The organism is Alloactinosynnema sp. L-07, assembly GCF_900070365.1.
Lineage (GTDB): Bacteria > Actinomycetota > Actinomycetes > Mycobacteriales > Pseudonocardiaceae > Actinokineospora.
The window spans coordinates 1886054-1902054 of the sequence record NZ_LN850107.1; the positions used below are offsets into that span (position 1 = coordinate 1886054).

General features: G+C 62.2%; 8 protein-coding genes. 6 read left to right on the forward strand and 2 right to left on the reverse strand.

Going from position 1 to position 16001, the window contains the following annotated elements; genetic code table 11:
• Positions 1–1063: 1063 nt before the first annotated feature.
• The gene (locus tag BN1701_RS34065) at positions 1064–2389 is read left to right on the forward strand and encodes a helix-turn-helix domain-containing protein (RefSeq protein WP_172803209.1); all 1326 of its coding nucleotides are present in this window, start codon (positions 1064–1066) and stop codon (positions 2387–2389) included.
• A gap of 1637 nt (positions 2390–4026) precedes the next feature.
• Positions 4027–4368, forward strand: a complete 342-nt coding sequence (locus BN1701_RS38105) for a DUF2332 family protein (protein WP_082859731.1) — start codon at positions 4027–4029, stop codon at positions 4366–4368.
• A gap of 548 nt (positions 4369–4916) precedes the next feature.
• Here BN1701_RS38105 and BN1701_RS08520 read toward each other — a convergent pair.
• Entirely contained in the window at positions 4917–7307 is a 2391-nt protein-coding gene (locus BN1701_RS08520; protein WP_054047121.1) for an ATP-binding protein, read from the reverse strand.
• A gap of 1192 nt (positions 7308–8499) precedes the next feature.
• Between BN1701_RS08520 and BN1701_RS35315 the strand changes: the two genes are divergently transcribed.
• The 3 genes from BN1701_RS35315 to BN1701_RS08530 all read left to right on the forward strand — a co-directional run bounded on the left by BN1701_RS35315 (position 8500) and on the right by BN1701_RS08530 (position 11721).
• On the forward strand, positions 8500–8919 hold the full coding sequence (locus BN1701_RS35315; protein ID WP_157367828.1) for a hypothetical protein: 420 nt from the start codon (positions 8500–8502) through the stop codon (positions 8917–8919).
• Positions 8920–9244: 325 nt separating this feature from the next.
• Positions 9245–10996, forward strand: coding sequence for an Hsp70 family protein (locus BN1701_RS08525; protein ID WP_054047122.1), 1752 nt, complete (start codon positions 9245–9247; stop codon positions 10994–10996).
• Positions 10993–11721, forward strand: coding sequence for a hypothetical protein (locus tag BN1701_RS08530; protein ID WP_054047125.1), 729 nt, complete (start codon positions 10993–10995; stop codon positions 11719–11721). Before BN1701_RS08525 ends, BN1701_RS08530 begins: the two co-directional genes overlap by 4 nt.
• A 473-nt stretch (positions 11722–12194) precedes the next feature.
• On the opposite strand, the gene BN1701_RS08535 is transcribed toward BN1701_RS08530, so the two are convergent.
• On the reverse strand, positions 12195–14285 hold the full coding sequence (locus BN1701_RS08535; RefSeq protein WP_054047127.1) for a DUF6185 family protein: 2091 nt from the start codon (positions 14283–14285) through the stop codon (positions 12195–12197).
• Positions 14286–14897: 612 nt separating this feature from the next.
• On the opposite strand from BN1701_RS08535, the gene BN1701_RS08540 reads away from it, so the two are divergent.
• A complete protein-coding gene (locus BN1701_RS08540; RefSeq protein WP_054047129.1) occupies positions 14898–15959 on the forward strand; it encodes a PIN domain-containing protein in 1062 nt (353 codons plus the stop codon).
• Positions 15960–16001: the final 42 nt, after the last annotated feature.

Consider the following 16001-nt stretch of genomic DNA (forward strand, 5'->3'; position numbering starts at 1 on the left):
GTGGTCATCGTCGGTCTGCTCGGGCCCAGCGGCTCGGGGGCGCCAGCCTCGACGGCCAGTGGCGCACCGCCACCAACGCACAAAATCCCCGCAGACGAATTGATCGTCCACAGGGATTTGTGTAAGGTGACCGAACTGGTGAGTTCTCACCGAGAGTGGTGTCCGAGGACCGATTGCGCATTAACCACAACCGTGCGCCTGCATTCGTGAGTCGATTAGGCCGTCCCAGCGTGGTCAACCCGGGACACCACACGATGAGCGCCGGACATCCGGTCGGACTGCCTGACCTGCGAGTTTCCCGGCGGGACAGGCAATCAGAAGCCGTACCATCCGATCGGAGACTGGCGCGTTCCGCCTCATTAGGAATGCTGGCCTCTCGCTCCGCCAGACGGACGAGCCCCATGCAGCTCGAAGTCCTTGCCTTCCAAACCACGAAGGACGCCGTCACAACCGCGGCCAAGTACGCGCACGAGTGTCGCTGACAGACACCTCTGGCTCTGCATGGATCGCCGGGAGTGACCATGTCGCTCGAAGCGTGCCCGCCAATCTTGAAGAGATACGAGCGGGTACGAGCCAAATGCGTATCGCACACGACACGGGTAAGTCGTGGACCAAACCCGTTAGTTGAACCAACCGTCTTTCTGGAGAAGTTCCAGCACTTTCAGCGCAATCCTGAAACAAGCCAAAATCACGTCCGGATTGACACGCTTGGCCTTCTTCTTCGATATCCTGCGACCTCGCATACCGGCAGCCCTCCGCATTTATGGGGCGAATCGCCCGCGTCTCACACCACGATGCGCTCAACGATCGATGGAAACCAGATCGCGTAGGTATTGGCCACCTAGCCCTACTAGGGCTGGCCAGGCGTGAAGAACTTGGTACGATCAACAGCGCTTTCTCTCACGGAGCACGATGCGGAGGCTCGACAATGCAAGCAGATCCTCGCTATTGCATCTCCTGTGGAACCGTGCTTTCGACTGGCGTCCGAATAAGCTGTCGTCGATGCTCAGTCAAACTAGACGATATCGTTAGCCTGTTCAGGCTGCCTGCAATCAAACGCGCATTGGCGGCCTACGACTTCGCGGTCGTATTCCGTGCGGTGCGCGAACACTATTCCATCTCCCAGGAACAACTGGGAACCTTGTTGGGGTTGACGCAGTCGAGGATCTCAGCGATCGAACGTGGAAGCCACAAAATTCGAGACGTTTCCGTGGTGGCTCGAATTGCGGAGGCCCTACAAATTCCCGGCGAGATGCTAGGCTTCGAAAGCCTACACGCGGTAGCACAGTTCGCAGCCTTGGATCATTCGAATCATATCGACAGAAGAACGTTCTTTGAAACGATTATGAATATCATGCTGGGCGTTACCATGGGTGAACCATATGATCCGCTGGACCGAGTTGCGTATCTGACATCGGGTTACAGCCCTACTAGGATAGGTCACGGCGATGTCGATGCAATCGAGCAGATTACAGCTGGCATAAATGCCTGGGGCTTCAAACATGGCGGGGGTGTGACCCGCCAAGTCGCGATCGGCCAACTGCACGCGGTTCGATCGCTTGAACGCATTGACTGTGAAAAACAGGTGCATACACGTCTGGTCATGGCAATTGCCCACCTGGCGTCAACAACGGCGTGGATTCACTACGACGTAGGTGACAACAGGAGCGCTCGCAATCTATGGATCGGATCAATGCAGACCGCGAAACGCTCAGGTCACCACTTGCGAAGTGATTTCGTTGCCAGGCAACTGATCGCACTTAATCATCAATCGATACACTTGGGACAGTCGGACGAAGCCGTTCAACTAATGAGGATCGCCGCGGGCATGGAGTCGTCGGACGCTTTTCTGACACCAATCATGCGCAGCTATGTTCACACGAATTTTTCCTGGGCCCATGCAACGAGCGGAGACGAGAATCGTTCCCTCGAGGAACTCGCGAAGGGGTATGAGATATTCGAAGATGTAGAACAAGGACCACGTAATCCGTGGTCGGCTAGCATTCATCGAGCGGAGATGGAAGGCCAACGTGGACAAATTCTTTTCCGCCTCTCAAGGCGAAATCCCGACCATGCTCGAGCCGCTTTGGCTAGCCTACTTGTTGCAACGGATGGATACGGTTTGGCGCAGGCCAGGTCGCTGGCCATGAATCTTCCGTGTATTGCTGAAGTTCATCTTCAGTTGGGAGACATGGAGTCCGCTTTGGCGGTCGGACATAAGGCCATCAAAACGATACTGGGCATTTCATGTGAAAGACCCTATCGGCGCCTGGCAGACCTCCGCCGCGCTCTTTCGGCGCACGAATCGGACTCGTCCATCTCAGACTTTGGAAGATTTCTTGACGGGCACCTCAAAGCAGCCACTCCACGTCGATTCAACTCTTGTTGACTCCCCTTGGTCCTGACGAAGAGGTTCACCGTTCGTTCGAGTCGGTGCGCGTGCCGTCTGGGACCAGGCGCGATCGAACCCAGCAGTACACGCAAGCGGTCGGGCCGCCGCGCGGCCGACGTCACCGACGGGCTCGTCGTAGCGGTGCGTCAGCAGTGCGCTCCGATTCGAGGGTCCCACGCCGCGAAAGCCATCGCCACGGCGCGCGTCGCCCTCCTGGGGTCAGGTCTGGTTCTTGACCGCGCGGGCGCAAGATCTGAACCAGCGTGTCGGCTTGTGCAGCGCAACCGGTGTTCGCCCTGCGTACGAGCTGGTCTCATCGGCGGGGAAGGCGCTTGGTCTGCGACGTCGTCGACAAAGGTGCGTGGACTCGATAGAACGTCAAATGGATCACGGACCGATGATTCACGTGGTTCCAACAAACACATTTCGCGTTCGGTCTCGCGCGGGCCAGTCCAAGCGCAATTGGACGGTCACGAGCGTGATCAGCGTGGCAAACTTGCATGAGTATGATGGGGTGCATGGCAACACGAATCAGGCGTGACGCGAGGATCATCCGGTCCGCAACAATATCTGTAGCGGTGACGGTCTTATTCTTCAGCGACCTAATGCTAAATGGCGTATCGGCCTATTGGGCCAGACATCCGATGGCGGGGGCCATTGTGTCCGGGAGCATCCTGTTTCTCCTCGCAGCGTTTGTTGTCGAGGAGTGGATCAGGAGGCGGGATGCGCGAACTTGGCGTCGTGTCGCTGGGGTGGGTTTCAGATCTTTGGGCTCCGGATGTCTTTCGATTACACAGGCGCTCCTTATATCGGTTGACCTTGACCGCCTCGAAAAGTCATCAACGCCGATTGTAACAAGACGCCACCTAGAGGCCTATAGCGAGTTTTTCGACCGATCAATCGACATTCTCCTTCCTGTGGGCTTTCTTGAGCGGATCAGCCACCTTGCGAGTTCGCCGGAGTGGGTATCTCTGACACATTCAGTCATGCTTGAGGTGCGAGCTAGCCAACGAGAGTTGGTAGCTTCGTGGGCAGGAGTCATGCTTCAAACCGACGATCTTGCTGAGGTTATCGACCGGTCCGCTCATCTAGCGGAGGATCTTGATGCCAACCTGGTAGCGCCTTTGTGGGTAGCAACAACCACAGATTATGGGGCAATTTCTGATACTCAACGAGAACGCTTTGCCGCTACGGCGCTCCGGATCCTGAGACGTAGTATCGAGGAGCGAGAATGGCTCAATCGTACCTCGAAAGTAAAGCCGTCAAATTGGGTGAGTCCCTATCGCACTCATCTTGACTGAAGCAGATAGTCATAGTCCCAGGTGGATTCGAGCTACGCCGGGACAATGATCGGTCATTTGCAACTTCTGTGATTAACGTGGGAACTGTTACTAGCTTGCATGGGACAGGCGCAGATGCTGCAGCGAGGGAGCGAATGTCCGGCCGGTTAGAAGAAGATTGGCGGCGTCTTAGGGCATTGATTACGGGCAGTGAGAAGGTTATCGGGAGCGATCGCGACCGCGGTGGGACACGGACGTTGGCGCTGTCGTGCGAGGGTGTAGACCAAACGATGTCAGCAGAGCGGCACCACTGTCTGCGGCGATGAACCACGTCGCGCTCGCTACCGGCCTCCGCTGCGGCTGCTCGAAGTGGGTTCGAGCGCGGGACTGAATCTGCTGCTCGACAAGTACTTCGTCGATGCCGGAACGCGGTCGTGGGATCCGCACGACTCGCCACTGCGGCTGACCGAGCAGTTCGGAGTCCGGCGATCCGCTGGCCGCACCGCACGGCACCCATTTCCGCTGGGACTCGGCATGCCCTGCTTGAGGTCGACAAGCGCCGTGCCGCGCGATCCGGACGGTGCCGCGGTGACCTACGCGCGGTCCTCACACGACGGCGGGGTGCTTACACCTGCGCGGGTGCCGCTTCGGACACCTGCCCGCGCGAAGCATCCGAACAAGACTGCATGGCCCTAAATCCCCATTGCTCCACGGAGGAGAGATTCCGTGGGGTAATGGAGTGTCCGACCGAGTTGCGCATTAACCACAACTCTGCGGTTGCGCCATTCGACGTGCTGAGGGTGTCCCACAGCGACCGAACCGGGACACCTCCCACACTGGGACGGGACACCCTGTTCTGAGCGTTGACCTGCGTCTAGCTGACGGGACGGGTAGTTGGACTCGGCACCCTTGCTCGTCACGACAGGTGCGTACTGCCGGGTGCTCGACAGCAGCGGCGATTGGGACACCTTTGAGCGACTAACCGCCTAGTCAACTTAGGGTGATCGCGCAGTTGCGGATCGTACTCAGCACGGATCAACGTGTCCTGAGTTGTCCACTCGACGCTTGCGCCGGGACACGTCATAGCTTGGTCGACGTAACCTTTGGCGTGCAGTCTCTGCTTGGGACGGGACAGCAAGGCCGTCTCGAGCATCAGCGATGACGCGCGAACGGAAAGCATGATGCAGGGCGCGGACGGTGGCGCCTCCGGGCAAGGCAGGTCTCGTCGGTGTATGTGGGAACGGCTACATGGGCTTGGTTGCCTCTGGACCGGTGGCCGTGTCTTCCTCCCGCCCCAGCTCGACCTCTGCCTGGGTGATCGCCCCCTGATCTCGAAGCCGGACGTAGAGCGGAAGACTGTTCAGTCGATCCAGGAACTTGTCGTACTCCGGCACCTTGTCCAGCGGATCGGTGTCGAGTTTGAAGTCCCGCCGTATGCGCGACGTTCCTGCCCGAATCATGTCTCCGTCTTCTGTGTCGTCGGCGGCAGCGTCGATGCGCTTGAGCATGGTCGAAGCGCGGTCGCGAAGAGTTCCGTTTGGATGATCGTCCGCGAACTCATCGATAATGCGTTGGACGCGCTGGTCGCGCCGGCTGTCATTCTCCTTCGTGCGCGCCAACTCGAGGGTTTCGGCCAGCTTCTTGATCAGTGACGCGAAGTTCCGCTCGAGGACCTCGACTCCGTCCGGCTGTATCTCGTCGTCCTGATGCTCCTTCGCATACGCGAGAAGTTCCTTTGCGAAGCCCGCTTTACCGATTTCTGTATCGAATGCCGCTTTGAACGCGCTGGCGATAGCGTCCCACATGGAAGTGTTGTCGACGTTGATGGCTGCAGAAATGTGGGCGTCCTGGAGTTTTGCGGTCTCCTTTTCGCTGTAGCCCAGGAAGTGCATGGCGTATCGCCGAGCCGCGACACCTGCGAGGTTCGTCGGAACGAGATCCTCAGGCTCTTCAATGGTGACACCGTCTACAGCCACTGCGCCTGCGGTGACAGCCCAGTCACCGAGCATGACGACGAGTTCGTCTGTGACTGTGGGCTTTCCACGGGTGCCGCCCTTCTTGATCTGGGCTTGCGCGGTCCTACCAGCCTTGTCGCTGTCCAGTAGGACCGCGCAGGCTGGCTTGTACTGTGAGCGTCCGCGGGCCAGATAGAGCATGTACGGAACGTTGGAGCCCCCTGGGACGAGGGTGACTTGGTTGAGGTCGAGGCACTCGCTTGGTGCCGTTCCCTTGCGGCGAAGACGTGCGTTCATCCCCGCAATGAGGACTTGATCTGAGATGCCTTCGATGAACAGGTTGTCACCCCCGATGAAGGCGGTCTCTGCGATGAAGGCGCCGAGCGATGTCCGGAGTGGCTCATAGTGGTTCTGGGTCGCGTCCTTGACCTGCCGAGTTCCCTCTTGCCGCGTGCCCTTATCGACGACGCGCACTCGATGGCCAGCATTTCGGTTGATGAGGAAAGGCGAGTGAGTGACGTAAACCACCTGGTCTGTCCGGTTGGTGTCCTCAGGTCGAGCGTGGTCTTCGATGACACGAAGGAGATCTTGTTGCCCGAGAGCGGACAGGTACGCATCAGGCTCGTCCATGAGAAGAACCTCTGGAACGCCCTCTGGGCGATCGTGCGAGCGCAGTTGGACGTAGTAGCTCAGGAAGTACGTTAACCCGCGGCTTCGCTCGCTGAAGGAGTAGTCGGTGCCAGTGCGGTCGCGAATTGTGAAGACGAGTTCGTGTTCGCGAGGCGAGACGCGGAGCTGGAAGTCCTCGTCCTGACTCCACCACTTCGAGATGTTGAGGTGCCGTCCAATCGACCGGTTCATCTCCTGCACGAGTGCGTTGACCAGGCCCTCTTCCTCGTCGGCGATCGCCTTCTGAAGATCGCGGAACGCACTGGCGTCGATGCGCGCGACCTTCGTAAGAAGCAGTCGCCCGAGCTTCTGTTGTTCCGTCTCAAAGTCCCGGGCAGCTGTGAGCAACCCGAATAACCCTGCCGCCTGTGTCGTGACGAGTTCGAGTGTGTTCAGCCCGGCTAGGAACTGGAAGAGTTCGCATCGTCGCTTCCTGCTCGCGAGGACTGACTCGGTCTGCGCGAGCCAGGAGATCGATACTGAATCTGGCAGGTCAACCTGGGTCTTAAGCAGATGGGCGTGCGGCAAGAGCCCGTCGAGCCCCTTAATCTGATCGTCCTCCAGCACGACTCGGACCTCAGAGGCATCGAGGACCTCGACGCTGCCTGGGCTGGGGCGAAGCATGAGCAGTTCGCCATTCGCCTGCAGTGGTATCTTCAGAGAAGCAAGCGCCTCGACGTCACTTTCAGTGAGCGCGAAGACCGCGCCAACCTCTGGGAACAGCCGCTGATCCTTCTCCACCGAGAACAGGGTCGAGTACCGGCAGAAATCGTTCTGGCTGTGGTTTCGGCCTGTAAGGACAATGTGGACGGCGTCAAGAAGATGGGATTTGCCAGATTCATTCGCCCCTACGACCGCGGTGATGTCGTCTTCGAGGCTGATGCGGACGTGCGGAAGCCATCCATCGGTCGTCTCTTGCCATGGCTTTCGCTCTGACCTGGGGTTCGCCTTGCGTTCATAGTCGTAGTTGAACGACTTGTACCAGCGAATAAGGACCTCGCGGATGTGCATGGTCGCCCCTCCGTTACATGAGTCTCTGAAATATAGAGCAAGCCACGTCGCTCCGGCCGTTCGGAATACCTAGTGCCGCCACCAACTGGATCTGTCGCGTAGCGGTAACCACCCGTTGGTGCTCGCATGACCTGTCCCGCTGTGCAGATGTTGGGACAAGTAGGTGGACGGGTCGCACGGCCCTGAACTGCGCACTTCTGGTGGGACGGGCTGACCACCTCGTCCCAACGTCAAGCTGCCCGATCCGCGAGCGCCGCCGCTCAGGTGGGTCTGAGTCGCTGGCGCAAGGTCACGGTTGGCAACTGCTGCCAGCCCGTCCTGACAAACACTCGCATGAGAGGTTCTCTCAAGCTAGGCCGTCCCCCCCGCGCAACCGCTCAGGACTGCAAAGACACACCGGCGCGGCATCCCATCCAACCTGCGCACTCTGCAGCGTCAGAAGGGGACGGCCGACCTGCCACTGAGCCGGTCGGTCGCGGTGCAACTGCTTGATGACCGCGTGTTCAGCACATTGGGCGACGACCCGGTCCAGGAGCATGGTGGACCTCGCGTTCACCGGTCCCGGAGTGGCCATGGGGGAGGAGGGAATGCTCGGCGGCACAGGCCTTCCGGTGACGCTGTCCGAGGACGCTGGGGCGCGCACAAGCCCGACGACACCTCGAACAGGCGTCGTTGTCAGGCCAAGCAACTCGCAACTTGTTGGCGCCATCACCCATGCCCTGAACGGGCCTCTCGCCCCGACCAACGACTGGTCGGAGTCCGGCCGTGTTGCGAACGCGCTGGACGAGATCCAACGTATCTGGGGCGATAGCTGGGTCCTCCGCCAGGCAGTGTTCACCAGCGGACCCCGCAGGACACAACGTCAAACCCGGACATCTCCGCTGGCGCGGCGTGGCCGAACCAGGCCGCATGGATTGCCATCGCGCGCACATCGCGCCAACGCGGAATGGTGGCAGAGACAGACACCTGATGACCCGACGGGACTGCCTGCGCGCACCTGGGCATTCGCAATGCTCACCATCGCCCAACACGCCCCCGTGACCGTGAACGCCGCAGACCTCGACCGCGTCGTGAACGCGTTGGACCCAGCCTACGTGCGAGCCATGGACGTGGGCCTCGATCGCCTCCTTCGGCACGGCGACCGCCGACTGACTATCCACGACGATCTCCGTCTTGGAAAGTCTTCTTCGGCGTGCGCTCCTCCGCGCTGCTACACTACGTCAGCCAACCATCCACGCAGCAGCAGCAGCTCGCCAAGGAGCTTACCCGCGGGCTCGCGGCCTTGCTAAAAGACGGCCTGGCCGGACTCGAAGCACTCAGCACCTTGTCAGTCAAAGCGATTCATGTCGACGGGTTGCGGGACATTCGGCAGCCAGCGCAACTCGAACTCGACCCGCGCGATCACGTCACCAACTTGCTGGAACGAACCCGTTTGACCGGAATGACCGACACCAGGGCGCGCGCGATTCTCGCGTCACCACAAGCCTGGCCGCCGCTGCTCATGCGCACGGCAGATCGCAGGCTGACGCCGAAGACGGCAGCGTCTCGACCCCCACTCGTGGACCTTGCCTCATCCAAGAACTGGTTTCCAGACGTCCGTTGGCGGTACTAGCGCGGGGCGCGCACTGCGGGTGACACCTCGCCACTTGCAGACCAGGGTGTCGCTCGGCCAACTGATTCAGTGCGTATCGGTACGATCCACTCCCGTATGGACTCGAGGCTGTTCGAGAGATCATCGCAGCCACTTGCACACTTGATGGTCACCTGGGCACACCGTCGGCGTCGATCGACATGGCCACCATTGGGCACGATCGGGTGAGATTCCTCCACGGCTGGGTGACTGAGCCGCTGATGACTGGCGAGTAGGGCTGGAAACTCACTAAACCCTTGGTGCTTCTCGTTTCCAGGGTCCCCAGCCAGGTGGAAGGTGCGCGCGAATGCGGTCGGAGTTCGTTCCTCTTGTCAACGCGTCGTTTGACTTCGGCACACACGCCAGCGGTTATGGCTGGTGCGAGCACAACGTCGATGATGAGCCGACGTTGCGAAAGATCCGCACGTTCGACCAGTGGCCGAAGCAGCCTGTGCCGTCGGTGAAGACGCTCACCGCGTTGCTGCTCGACAGGGACGGGGAGGTGATCGCCTGGGGCCACAGCGCGCACCAGATGTGGGTCGAGCACCGCGCCGACCGGAGAGACAAGGGATGGCGGTACTTCCACGGGTTCAAGATGTCGCTGGCCCGCGACGACGCCGAACCCGGTCGCTACCGATCGATGGCATTGGACGACCGCGAGGACGACCCCGAAGAGCTGATCACGAAGTTCCTAGGCTGCCTGTTCCGACACGTCCTCGCCGATCTTCAAGCCAGCGGCTACGAGGAAACGGATACCCGGTGGTGCATCACGGTGCCCGCGATCTGGAACGAGCACCAGAAGGCGATCATGCGTCGTTGTGCGCAGCGAGCCGGATTCCCGCACGAGGATGGGCGGCTCATCCTCGCCTACGAGCCCGAGGCCGCGGCACAGCACGCTCGAGTCACCAACGTGATGGTCACCGACGCCGACGGCCAGTCGCGGGAGGTGTTCAACGTTCCCGGACGCCGGTTCATCGTGTGCGACTGCGGGGGCGGAACCGTCGACCTCACCTCCTACCAGATCGAACCCGACCGCTCCATGATCGAGATGGGCAGCGTGTCAGGCGAGGCGCGAGGCGCCAAGTACGTGAACAAGGCCATCGAGGAGCAGGTCCTGGTGCCCCGGCTCGGTGGTCTCGCGCTGTACGCGAAACTGCAGGAGCACTGCCCGGAAGGCATCGAGGACCTGCTGGCCGCGTGGGAGCGCGCCAAGCTCAACATCGGGGTCGATCACAACCGGCCCGTCTACCTGCCGATCACCATGGCCCTGGCCAAGAAGATCCCTCCCCGAGTCAAGCGAGCACTCGCCGCGGGCCAGGACGGCGTCGACGACGCCATCGTGATCACCCCGGCGGAGGTCGCGACAGCGTTCGAGTCCGTGGTCGAACGCATCTGCGCCCTGGTCTCCGAGCAGTTGCGGTCCCTGACCGCGGACGCCGAACTCGATCACGGCCCCACCGTCGTTCTCCTGGTGGGCGGGTTCGCCGCCTCGCCCTATCTGCGGCAGCGCCTGATCGACCACGTCGGCGGCGAGGCTGTCGTCCTCGTCCCACCGGATCCGCAGGTCGCCGTGCTCGCGGGTGCGGTCCACTTCGCGTGCAGGCCCGCGACCCGCGCCCGCCGCTCGCGACGAACCTACGGGATCTCCATGTGCATGGACTTCGAGGAAGGCGTGGACCTCGAATCCAAGCGCGACAAGGACACCGCGGACGGAACCGATCGGTGCACGGACCGGTTCGCCGTGCTCGTGACGAAGGGAGACCTGGTTCCCAACGGTAGCGAGGTATGGATCGACGGCCAACCCGTCCACGGCGACCAGACAGCCATCAGGGTCAGGTTCTCCGCCGCCCGCGGAGCAGTGCCACGCTATGTCGACGATCCCGAGTGTGAATATCTGGGGCGGGTCAAGGTCGACCGGTCCCCGGTCATGCACCTGCACCTGAACGATCGAGGGATCCGCGTGTACATGAAGTTCGGCGAAACCGAAGTCAAATCCCGAGTCGTACTGCAGGCGACCGGGGAGGAACGGGAACACTCGTTCGACCTTCTCACCTCGTGACCCGACACAACAACTCGCCGTCCGACCCGTGGCCGACGCCTCACCTGGCCGCGATGTTCTCCGACGCCGAGATCGTTCCCCCCGAATACACCGCCACCGGCGAGGCATGGTTGGCCGCTGAGGTGAAGCGCCTGCGGACCGAGTGCGATCGCCTAGTCGGTGAACTGGAGCACGCTGGCGAAGCCAACCGGCACTTGAGATCCCGGTTGGCCAAAGCACTCAGCGAACGGTCCGCGACCACGCACGACGCCGCGACCCTCGACCAGGCCGAGCACACAGTTCTCGCCGACCAGTTCCGCGATCTGATCGCTCAAGACGTACAGCACCTGCTGCGCAAACACCAACGGACCACCATCGGCCGCCCGACTCCGCAGCTGCTGGCGCAACACATCCACGCGCTGTGTCGCGACCTGTTCATCGACGGCCACCGGGACCCAGCCACCGCGTGCCGTCGACTCGGGATGGACCCCGCCGACCAGGGGGAGGGCATGCACGAGTTGATCGGCAAAGTCAAGGTCCTGTGCCAGCGCGCAGGTGACGTCGAATGGGACCTCGACGTTGCACCAGGACGAGTCCTGGACCCCAAGCGTCAACAGCCATGGGGCCAGTGCGACCCCACCACGGTGATCGAGTTCGCCGTGGCCCCTGCCTACCGGGTCGGCCGACGTGTGTACGTCAAGCAGCAGGTGTTCACCAAGGCCCGACGGTTTCCATGGCCGACATGATCTGACCAGTGGGGCAGAGCAGGTCGGCCAGATCGGGTGAAGTACTCGCTACAGCGCCTGGACGGCTGGACCGCGGTTTCCCTGTGTCGGTTTCCGGGTTGGCGCGAGGCACCGGCCAAGCAATGGGTGTGTGAACGCGGAATTCGACACCATCAAGTATCTGCCGGCCAACCAGCCCAGACACATGGCGACGATGCCCGCGAGTCAACCGCGGGCGCCAAAGCCCCAGCTATTCTATGGCCCGGTTGCCCATTGGGTCATCCAGTTCAGTATCCGGCGACGCTGTTCGGCATGGTGGGTCGCCAGGATCGCGCGGGTCTCGTCGTCGGCAACTGCGGCTCCGCGGTAGAGCGCGCGGTAACCGCGCGGATGGAGTGCGTTCTCATTTGGAACTCCCGGGCGTGGGCCCTTGACCGGCCAGCAGCGCACGAGGACAGACGGCGGTCAATGAGCCGCAACATCAACCAGTCTGCCTAGCGGTCCGCGTTCCGTGCGACCTGGCCTGGCTCGATGGACGGGAACGACACGTCACCACCGTGGAGAGCGTTCCAGATGGCGAGCACGGCCAGTGCAGGAGTGACCGCCGCAGTGGCGACGGACGCGATGTTACTGAGGGTGAACCGCCGCCCGCGTTCCTCGACCGGCGGGCGGTTGGTCAGGTCCAGTCGTAAACCCAGCGTCAGCATGACGGTTGTAAACAGCAGGACGTCTGCGGTGGTCCTCCAGTCCACCCCGAGGCCGAGTAGCAGCTGGACCCCGATCGCGGACGCCGGTGCCGCCGCGTACACAACCACCGGAGTGAACACCTTGGTGATGCCGCGCTTCCCGGGGAGATACCGCCACGCCAGCCCGACCGCTGCTGCGGCGAGGAACCACTTCGCCAACTCCCACCCCAGAAGATCGACCAGGTCGATGACCACGGACTCCTGCTGGTTGATTGCGATCACCGGTTCGGTGGCCAACCGAACCGCAAAAAGCACGACTCCGGCCAACAGACCCGGGACAATCGCCATGCGCACGATCCGGGCCGGGTCCGTGGCATCCGACCCCGGCGCGACTTCACGACGGAGCCACACCACCACCAACGCGACCGCGACGCTGATCGGCCACGCAGGAACCTCGGTTCCGGCGACCTCTAGGTCCCACCACACGGGGCCGACCATGAACAACAACAGCGCGATCCTGACCGCGTCCACCGGCGGCGGTGCGATCCAATACCGGACGTAGCAGCGGTAGACGGCTGCGGCCGCGACGAGAAGCACGGACCACATGGCGCTGTCGTACAGGTCCCACAAGAAGTCCTCGTATAGGGCGCGGAGAGGGATCGGTGGGGTGTAGCCGAGCCACTCGCGCCTGCCCTCGTTGAACCAGGCGATCGCGACTCGCTCCAGCACGAGCGCGGCGGCTCCTACCCCTGCTGTCAGGACCAACCATATTGGTGGTGTGGGACGGGTGTCGGGCGCAAACAATCGTCTGAGCGCGTTGCCGACGGCGAGCACCAACAGGAAGGTCGTGATCAAGCAGGCGGCGACCAGCAAGGCTAGTTGAGTCCCGGAGAGGTGAGGCTTCGGCATCAGGTACGCGAAGATCGCTCCGGCTGTCGCGGCCAATGGTGCCACTGCGCGGAACGGGACCCACCACACCACCGCGGCCCCGGCGGTCGACAACACCAACGCAATGTTCACCCATTGGACGAGCGGTCGCCAGCCGTCGAACGGGTCCGGCAGCACGGCGCTCAACACGGCAAGTGAGCCGACGACCAGGACAAGGACCGGAAGCGGCCACAGCGCCCGACGCGCGACGCGGGCGACGGATTGGGGCTTCGCTTTGGGAGTCGACCAAGGCCACCGCCACGTCCATCGACGCCGCGACCTGGTGGCGGACTTGCGCACGGGCCGCGATTCCTGTGGCTCGCTGCCTCGGCTCCGGCGCACCAGAACGACCGCGACCGTGACGAACGCCAGCACTGACAACCACATCAGACCCCACACGTAAGGGCGTGGTCCCCGCGAAACAAGTGTTCCCACGACCTCGGTGCGCGTGTCGGGGACCACCCGCACGGACGCGGCGACCTTGTCGTTGAGCGCCCGCACCCCTGTCCACTTGACCCCGGACGTTGTGGCTACCGCGCTATCCCACGGCCGCGGCATCGACAACCACTTGTCCGGCCCGTGCACCGACACGGTCCACACCGCGTCGTGGATGCCCGGCGGAACAACCACCTGAAGTATCCACGGGCTGTCCGAAGCGCCGTACAGAACGGCACCACCGGCCGGCAGCACCCACGGCCTGTCAGATCCCGCGTCAACGATGTCGGTGTGCGAACGCTCGGCGATCGTTACCCACTCGCTGTCGGCGACGACGTTCGGGTCTTCGTCTCGGATCTCGAGCGGGCCTCGGAACTCGCCCAACAGGCATGCGGCCGTGCGATGGAACTCGGGGTGCTCAGGGGTGAACGTCAAGCCGCTCGTCGCCGCGACATCGCGTGGCACTCTGATACGGGTCTGCACAGTCAACCGCGGGAAGTCCAACGCGTCCGACTCCAACCACGCGTCGATGTCCACCTCTGCCCGCGGTACTGGCCCCGGACAGATTGAGACAGCTGTTCGCTCATAGGCTGCGATGGTCGCGACGCCGCTCAACGCCGCCGCCGACAAGCCCGTCAGAGCTACCGTGACGAGCAGCCATCGCGCACCCAGTCGCCACAGCTTCGCCCATCGTCCGGCCGATCTGCCCATCCGCGCCTCCCGTTGTTGATCAGCGAGGGTAGTCGGCGACGCGATGGGGCCTCCAGCCGATCAGGAGCGCGGTCTTAAGGTGGCCACCTTCGTTGCGTCGATTCCAGCGCTGGGTCAGGTACATAGTGACCACCGGGCTCTGGCAACCTCCTGGCTCAACACGACGAGCCCGCCGCAGCAAAGCGAGCCTAACCAGCCGTGGACGATCACCGTGCCGACCGGAGGCTGGTGTCGGCTTCGGGTCGGCGTCCGGATTCGTCGATTGCGAGGTGCACGAGGTCGGTGGTGCGGCGCTTGCACACAGAATTGCAGTTAGCAACTGCGGGTAGTCGTTGCCAGTGGCCAACTGTAGGGCGCAAGTCCTGGTCAGGGCAAAGAGCGAGCTGCGTCGGTGTCGGGGCACTGAAGAGGAGCACGTGGGGCTACTACGCTCTTCACGTGATCCTTCTCGACACCAATCAGCTTCGCCGAGTTCTGCCGGGCAATCCGACCCTGACGCTGCTCAGTGCGGCCGCTAGGCGCTGCGGTCACACGTTGGCCATCACGGACATCGTCCTGCGCGAGGTGGTTCGCCAGCACCGTGCGCAGCTCGAGCAAGCTCGCAAGGCCCTGGAGGATGCCCGCCGTGAGCTCGACAAGCTAGTCAGGCCAGTTTCCCGGATAGTCCCCACGGCGTGGGACGGGATTGCTGGCCGCAAGTCCGTTGGCCTGGAGATGGAGTTCTTCGAAGGTGATCTCCGCGCCGCCTTCGAGGTTCTATCAACCGATCCGCGCGATGCCATGGATGCCTTCGAACGTGAAGCAGATCATCGGCCCCCATGCAAGGCGAACGGTCAGGGTGGCCGGGACGCGACCATCTACCTCACGGCTCTCCGGGCGGCACGCCAAAGCGACAACCTCGCGCCAGCACCGAACCAGCAGACTCGAGAGCTCGGAGCCGCCACGTCGGGTCGTCAACTGCCGGTGATATTCGTGTCCGAGGACAAGGGTTTTTCCGATCCTCAGGACCGCGCGCACTTTGCCCCAGATTTGCGCAACGAGATCGGCGACGCACAGCTAATTCTCCGGCGCGATGTCGTGTCCGCTCTCGCCGAGATCGGCTACCCGACCGAGTGGGTCGACGCGACAGGCATCATCGATCGAGACGACTTCGTTGGCATGCTTAGAGATGCCGTCACACGAGAGACCTTGGGCATGCTCTCACCTGCCCCACGTGATGCGTTCCCCTCGTTTGTCCGTGTTGGAAGGCCCCGGCTGAAGGGCGCTGTTAGGAAGGCACGACAGTGCAGAGGACAGGGGTTGATCTTGACTACGCTAACTGGGACATGGTCATCGAACTTCTTTACGCGAAACGCGCCTGCTGGGCTCGATCCCTCAACGATGAGGTCGGACTTCCGACTCCGCATAGCCGCAGATGTCACCGCACTAGTCGTGCAAGACGCTTGCGGCGCAGTCGTCGAAGCGGACTTCTCACCGGTGGTGGTAACCATCACTGACTGAACGACGCCGATGGATTCCATGAGGGATCCCGTTCATCAGGTT

What these genes read in the sequence shown, in the direction of transcription:
- BN1701_RS08520 (WP_054047121.1), bottom strand. Translation starts at nt 7,307, where the DNA reads ATGCACATCCGCGAGGTCCTTATTCGCTGGTACAAGTCGTTCAACTAC.
- BN1701_RS08525 (WP_054047122.1), top strand. Translation starts at nt 9,245, where the DNA reads ATGCGGTCGGAGTTCGTTCCTCTTGTCAACGCGTCGTTTGACTTCGGC.